Origin of the sequence: Mycobacterium sp. (assembly GCF_049585075.1) — a bacterium.
Taxonomy (GTDB): domain Bacteria; phylum Actinomycetota; class Actinomycetes; order Mycobacteriales; family Mycobacteriaceae; genus Mycobacterium.
Genome location: NZ_JBAUZA010000027.1, coordinates 1 through 6,658, shown reverse-complemented (window position 1 = coordinate 6,658; position 6,658 = coordinate 1). Strand labels below are relative to the sequence as shown.

Genomic DNA, 6,658 nt, shown 5'->3' with positions numbered 1-6,658 from the left:
CACCACGGCGTCGGCAGCCCAGCTGTCCCAGAATTCGCATGCCACGGTGAGGAACTCCTCGGCGCGGCGATAACGATCGGCGTGGTCGAGGAAGCCGCCGCGCCGGAAGTTTTCGCCGGTGAAGGCGTCCGAAGAGGTGACTATGTTCCAGCCTGCGCGGCCATCGGACAGGTGGTCGAGAGTGGCGAATTGCCTTGCCACTTCGAATGGTTCGTTGAAGGTGGTGTTGATGGTCCCGGTCAGGCCGAGCCGGTCGGTGACGGCGGCCAGCGCTGCGAGCAGGGTGAAGGTATCCGGGCGGCCCACCACGTCCAGGTCGTGAACCCGACCGCGATGCTCACGCAGCCGCAGCCCCTCGGCGAGGAAGAAGAAGTCGAACAGCCCGCGTTCGGCGGTGCGAGCCAGATGCACGAACGAGTCGAATTCGATCTGGCTGCCCGCGGCAGGATCGGTCCACACGGTGGTGTTGTTGACGCCCGGGAAGTGCGCGGCCAGATGAATTGGCTTGCGGCTCATGATGTCAGCCCCCATCGCTGCGCCATCAGCCGGTGTGAGCGCAGCCGGTCTTCATGGCAGTGCGTGACCGACGTGACGACGAGTTCGTCGGCGCGGGTTAGCCGTTGCAGCGCGGTCAGTCGCTCTGCGACCTCGTCCGGATTACCGACGAATTGCGTCTCCAGCCTGTCTTTCACAACGGGCAGCTGTTCATCGGTGAGCGGCCGGCAGTCCTCTGGAGCGGGGTAAGGCATGGCGCCAACACCGGTGCGGATGGAATACACCCATTGCCCGTAGCCAGCGGCCAATCGTCTTGCGGTGGCGCTGTCGTCGGCTACCACGATGTCGGCAGATACCACCACATAGGGCTGTTTTAGCGTGGCCGACGGAACGAACGAATCACGGTATGCGTCAATGGCTTCCAGCGCGGTCGCCGGTGTGATGTGATAGCTCGCCACGAACGGCAGCCCGCGCGCGCCGGCCATCCTGGCGCTTTGGCCCCTGGTGCTGCCGAAGATCCAGGGTGTCAGCCCCGATCGCTCGCCCGGCACGGCGTGCACGTCGAAACCGTCGACCTCATATGTGCCGTCCAGCATCGCGATGATGTCGCCGAGTTGTTCGGCGAAGTCGGGCGCGACGGCCTCGGGCTGTTGCAGGATCCCCATGGTCGCCTGCACCCGCTCCTTGTCGAGCAGCCCGCGCAGGTCGAACGGCAGCGGGATCACCACACCGTCGACTTCGCGCCACTGTCGCGGTGGGCGGGTTTTGCCCGATGGCCGCTTCGGCTTTAACCCGGTGTCGCGTCGTTGCCCTCGTCCGACGCCAAGGTCGATACGGCCCGGATAGAAGGCATCCAGCATGCCGAAGCTCTCCACCACCGCGGCGGCAGTGGTGTGGCTGAGCTGGATCGCAGCTGCACCTACGCGAATCGTGTTGGTAGCGGCGGCGATCTGACCGATCAGCACGGCCGGTGCCGAGCTGGCGACGCCGACAAAGTGGTGTTCGGCGATCCAGAACCGCCGATACCCCCATTGCTCGGCACGCTGGGCCAGGTCGATGGTGTTGCGCAGGGCCGTCGCGGCGTCGCTGCCGGCGCTGATCGGCGCCAGATCCAGAATCGAAAGCGGGACCGCACTCATCGGCTCGCCGCATATCGGTTGGGCGCAGTCGGCAGGCCGAGCCGTTGGCGCAATGTCTCATGCTGAGAGTAGCTGGTGCGAAACCGCCCGGCGCGCTGCAGCAGTGGCACCACCTCGTCGACGATTACCGGAAGATCGGTCGAGTTGACAGCCGGTCGCAGCCGCGCCCCGTTGATGCCGAGCCGCTGCCAGCCCAGCAGCAGCTCGACTAATTCCGCTGCGCTGCCACCGAATATCAGTGCGTCAGACCCGAAATCGGAGTCACCGCCGAATGTCACCACCACGTCGGCAAAGATTTTCAGCCGGGCACCACCGGCCGTATGCACCTCGCTGATGATCGAGCGCACGGAGGCGTCATCGGTTGGCGTGATGAAGACAAGATCGCTAGTAGCAGAAGCGAATTCGTAGACGCGCGGTGCGTGCGCCAACGCTGCCACCACCGGCTGGCCCTGAGGCGGACGCGGGGTGATCGAGGGCCCCTTCACCGAGAAGTATTTCCCGGCGAAGTCGATGTAATGCAACCTGTTTCGGTCGATGTAGCGCCCGGCGGACACGTCGCGAATCACCGCGTCGTCCTCCCAGCTGTCCCACAACCGGCGTACCACCTCGACGGCGTCGGCGGCCTCGTCGAACAGACCGTCGGCCGATTGTGATCCGTTGCGCCGGCCGAACAATGCCGCCTCATGGGTGGTTGTGCTCACCCGAGGCTGCCAACCTGCCCGCCCGTGCGAGATGTAGTCCAAGGTGGCGATGGCCTTCGAGACGTGAAACGGCTCGGTGTGGGTGACGGTAGCCACCGGCACCAGCCCGATGTGCTGGGTGACCGGGGCAATGCGCGCGGCGATCAGGACCGCGTCGGGGCGACCGGCCAGCCGTCGCGGGGAGATTTCCTCGCGGCGTCCGGGCTGCGGGGTCAGGGTGTCGTCGATGGTCAGGAAGTCCAGCAAGCCGCGCTCGGCGGTCGCCGCCAGGCCGGCCCAGTACCGGCCGCTGAGCACCGATTCCGTCGCGGGGTCGGCGCTCAGCGTGGTTTGCCAGGCTCGCCGATGCCAGCCGTAGCCGTCGAGCGCAACACCGAGATGCAGCTGATCGGTCATCGCAGACCCTTGTCGAACGCGATCGGACGGAAAGGTCCCCAGGAAACCGACGGTGCGTCGATCTCGGTGTAGCCGGTGGCCCGATATAACGCCTCTGCCTCCGGTTGGCGGTCGCCGGTAATCAGATACACCCGCCGATAGCCCCTGCTGGCGGCGGTGGCCTCCAGTTCGGCCAGCAGCGCCTTGGCGTAGCCGCGGCGTCGGTGCCCGCTGTCGGTCCAGATCCGCTTGAATTCCACGGTGTCGGCATCGAACCGGCGGAACGCGCCGCCGGTGACCGGGACGCCGTCCAGCAGTCCGAGCAACAAGCCACCGTCCGGGGCGGCGAGCTCGGCGGGCGGAACAGGCAGCCAGGTCAGATGAGTCTCCGCAGTGCCGCCGTAACGCTCGGAGTACTCGACCGCCAGCTCGGCCAACAGCGGCGCTGCCAGCGGGTCGTCCGGCCCCACCACCACGAAGCGCAGGGATATCACGTCCATGTCCAACGTCTCGTTGTCGGCCGCATTCCGATCCTGCTACACCAACGTCGCGCTGACGTACCGGCCGGCCACAGGCGCTTCGCCGAGATCTTGGCGCCGCAGCCCCGGCAATCCGGTAGCGGTGAACAGGTCTGAAAGCTCACTCACGACGGTTCTCCAGCCCAGCGCCGCCATGGACTCGGCGGTGTCGTGCTGCTCGTCCGCATAGGTGAGCTCGGTCATGTCGCGGTCGAAACCATACGGTCGCCAACGCTGGGCCAAGGCGTGCTCCTGGCTGACAAACGGCCGGCTTCGGCTGGGCAAATAATCGGCCGCCATCCTGCTGCCGGCGGCGCTCAAGGCGGTGACATTGTTCAGCAAGCGGTCCTGCGTCCCGGGCGATAGAAAACCGATGAACAGGCCCTCGGCAATCCACGCTGTCGGCTTTGTGGCGTCGAAGCCGACCCGGTGCAATGCGTGCGGCCATTCGCGGCGAAGATCGATGCCCACCGCGCGCCGATCAGCGGTCGGGGTGGCCGCCAGGCCACGCAGCGTCTGAGTTTTGAACTCGATGACTTGCGGCTGATCGATCTCGTAGACGCATGCGCCCGCCGGCCACCACAGCCGGAAGGGCCGGGCGTCCAGCCCCGACGCCAAGATCACCGCCTGCCGAATACCGGCCCGCCCGGCATCGGTGAGGAAGTCGTCGAAGAATCGGGTCCGCACCGCGAAAAGGTCAGTCAACAAAGCGAATCCGTTGTCGTCGCCAAGATCACTGATCGCGCGCTCGCCGCTGGCGATCTCGGAGAAGAAGTCGACTCCGACGGCGCGCACCAATGGCTCGGCGAACGGGTCGTTGATCAACCCGGCCCTGGATGCCAACGCCCTGGCCGTCGCTACCAACGTCGCGGTAGTTCCGACACTGGTGGCTGGACCCCAGGTGTCGTGATCTGTTCGCGCCATGGTCACGCCGACCGGGCACTCAAATGCAGCACCGCCCGCCAGCCGAGCAGCAGCAGCGCGGTGACCGTGGCCGCCACCACCACGAAACTCGCGGCCACCCCCGCGGAGGTCGCCTTGCGCAGCAGCATCCCGACCGCGACCGTGCACACCCACACCACGATCCCGGTGGGAAACACCGCCGTCGGGCGCTGCCACGCCCGGGCGACGAGCCAGCCCAGGGCGGTCCCGCTCAGAAACGGCCAGGCCGTCACTGCAACGCCCGCGACGTTCAACCCCTCGTCGTGGCTGCGCCGTCCCACCGCGCAGAACAGCAGCACACAAACAACGTCGACGCCCAGCCAGGCCAGAGCTTGCCGCGCACGCACCACGTCAGCGGACACTACCGGGGCCGGTGTTCCGGGTGAGCTGCGGACATACGATGGCCGGATGAGTAGCTTCAACCCGCAGGACCCGCTGAACCTGGACGCGTCGCTGTCGGACGACGAGATCGCGGTTCGCGACACCGTCCGGCAATTCTGCGCCGAGAATGTCCTCCCGCACATCGCCGAATGGTTCGAGATCGGTGACCTTCCGGCCCGTGAGCTTGCCAAACACTTCGGCCAGCTCGGCCTGCTTGGCATGCACCTGGAGGGCTACGGCTGCGGCGGGGCCTCGGCCGTGCATTACGGCTTGGCGTGTACCGAACTGGAAGCCGCCGACTCCGGTATCCGGTCGATGGTGTCGGTGCAGGGCTCGCTGGCGATGTTCGCGATCTGGAAATTCGGTTCCGAAGAGCAGAAGCAAAAGTGGCTGCCGGGCATGGCCGCCGGCGAGCTGCTCGGCTGCTTCGGACTGACAGAACCCGACGCAGGATCCGACCCGGCATCGATGACCACCCGGGCGCGACGCGACGGGTCGGACTGGATCCTCAACGGGCGCAAGATGTGGATCACCAACGGTTCGGTCGCCGACGTCGCGATCGTGTGGGCGGTCGCCGACGACGGGATCCGCGGATTTCTAGTGCCCACCGATACACCGGGATTCTCCGCCAACACGATCCACCACAAGCTCTCGCTGCGGGCATCGATCACCAGCGAGCTGGTGCTCGACGACGTGCGGCTGCCTGACGACGCCCTGCTGCCCGAGGTAACGGGCCTCAAGGGCCCGCTGTCGTGCCTGTCGGAAGCGCGCTACGGCATTATCTGGGGCTCAATGGGCGCCGCGCGCTCGGCGTGGCAGGCAGCGCTGGACTACGCAAGCCAACGCACCCAGTTCGATCGCCCGATCGCCGGATTCCAGTTGACTCAAGCCAAACTCGTCGACATGGCCGTCGAATTGCACAAAGGCCTGCTGCTTGCGCTGCAGCTCGGGCGCCTCAAGGACAGCGTCGGACTGCGGCCCGAGCAGGTGAGTTTCGGCAAGCTCAACAACACCCGCGAAGCGATCGAGATTTGCCGAACTGCGCGAACCATCTTGGGGGGCAATGGGATATCGCTGGAGTATCCGGTGATCCGGCACATGGTCAACCTGGAGTCGGTGCTCACCTATGAAGGCACCCCAGAGATGCATCAGCTGATCCTGGGCCAGGCGATCACCGGCATCGACGCCTTCCGCTGATGCTGACCTACAGCCCTGAGCATCACCAGTTCCGAGAACTGGTACGCGATTTCGTGCAACAGACGGTTGTACCGGCCCACGAACGCTGGGAGAAGGCCGGCTGCGTAGATCGTTCGCTCTTCACCGAAGCGGGAAAGCTTGGCCTGCTGGCGTTCTCGGTGCCCGAGGAATTCGGCGGTCCCGGCGTCGACGACTTCCGCTACAACGCGATCGTCGTTGACGAACTCCAGCGGGCGGGCGCGGCGGCCGAGGCGGTCGCCTTGTCGCTGCAAAACGACATTGTGCTGCCGTATCTGACCGAGCTGACCACACCCGAACAGAAGCAACGCTGGCTACCGGGCGTGGTGACCGGCGAGACGATAATCGGTATCGCGATGACCGAGCCTGGCGCCGGCAGTGACCTGGCCGGGATCCGCACCACTGCGGTGCGCGACGGCGACCATTACGTCGTCAATGGCGCGAAAACGTTTATCTCCAATGGGCAGACCGCGGACTTGTTCGTCATCGCTGCGCGCACTGCACCCGACCGTCACAAGGGACTATCTCTTTTGGTCGTCGACCCGGATACGCAGGGATTCTCCCGCGGCCGGAACCTGGAGAAGATCGGCCTGCACGCGCAGGACACCAGCGAGCTGAGCTTCACCGATATGCGGGTCCCCGTCGAGAACCTGCTCGAGGAGGAGGGCGGAGGTTTCTACCAACTCATGAACAACCTTCCGCAAGAGCGTCTTTCGCTGGCAGTGGGCGCGGTGGCTGCCGCCGAAGGGGTACTGGCTGAGACCCTCGACTACGTCAAGCAGCGAAATGCCTTCGGCTCCCCCATCTCTAGCCTGCAGAACACCCAGTTCGTGCTCGCCGAGCTGGCCACCGAAATCGATATCGCTCGAACCTATCTCGACGACTGCATCGC

General features: G+C 65.7%; 8 protein-coding genes. 2 read left to right on the top strand and 6 right to left on the bottom strand.

What is annotated here, in order from left to right; all coding sequences use genetic code 11:
• From WB785_RS01320 to WB785_RS01295, 6 genes are all read right to left on the bottom strand, one after another.
• Positions 1 to 531, bottom strand: a 531-nt coding sequence (locus WB785_RS01320; RefSeq protein ID WP_424076902.1) for an LLM class flavin-dependent oxidoreductase, incomplete at its 3' end; no start/stop codon positions are given.
• Entirely contained in the window at positions 513 to 1,634 is a 1,122-nt protein-coding gene (locus WB785_RS01315; protein ID WP_424076901.1) for an LLM class flavin-dependent oxidoreductase, read from the bottom strand. The genes WB785_RS01315 and WB785_RS01320, both read right to left, overlap by 19 nt.
• On the bottom strand, positions 1,631 to 2,731 hold the full coding sequence (locus WB785_RS01310) for an LLM class flavin-dependent oxidoreductase (protein ID WP_424076900.1): 1,101 nt from the start codon (positions 2,729 to 2,731) through the stop codon (positions 1,631 to 1,633). The genes WB785_RS01315 and WB785_RS01310 overlap by 4 nt, the downstream gene beginning before the upstream one ends.
• The gene (locus WB785_RS01305) at positions 2,728 to 3,210 is read right to left on the bottom strand and encodes a GNAT family N-acetyltransferase (protein ID WP_424076899.1); all 483 of its coding nucleotides are present in this window, start codon (positions 3,208 to 3,210) and stop codon (positions 2,728 to 2,730) included. The genes WB785_RS01310 and WB785_RS01305 overlap by 4 nt, the downstream gene beginning before the upstream one ends.
• Positions 3,211 to 3,246: 36 nt before the next feature.
• Positions 3,247 to 4,152, bottom strand: coding sequence for an SAM-dependent methyltransferase (locus WB785_RS01300; RefSeq protein ID WP_424076898.1), 906 nt, complete (start codon positions 4,150 to 4,152; stop codon positions 3,247 to 3,249).
• 2 nt (positions 4,153 to 4,154) lie between these two features.
• On the bottom strand, positions 4,155 to 4,517 hold the full coding sequence (locus WB785_RS01295; RefSeq protein WP_424076903.1) for a DUF3054 domain-containing protein: 363 nt from the start codon (positions 4,515 to 4,517) through the stop codon (positions 4,155 to 4,157).
• Between the two features lie 61 nt (positions 4,518 to 4,578).
• Here WB785_RS01295 and WB785_RS01290 point away from each other — a divergent pair, with 61 nt between their 5' ends.
• Together WB785_RS01290 and WB785_RS01285 are read left to right on the top strand one after the other, a co-directional pair.
• Entirely contained in the window at positions 4,579 to 5,748 is a 1,170-nt protein-coding gene (locus WB785_RS01290) for an acyl-CoA dehydrogenase (protein ID WP_424076897.1), read from the top strand.
• Positions 5,748 to 6,658, top strand: a 911-nt coding sequence (locus WB785_RS01285) for an acyl-CoA dehydrogenase family protein (protein WP_424076896.1), incomplete at its 3' end; no start/stop codon positions are given. The genes WB785_RS01290 and WB785_RS01285, both read left to right, overlap by 1 nt.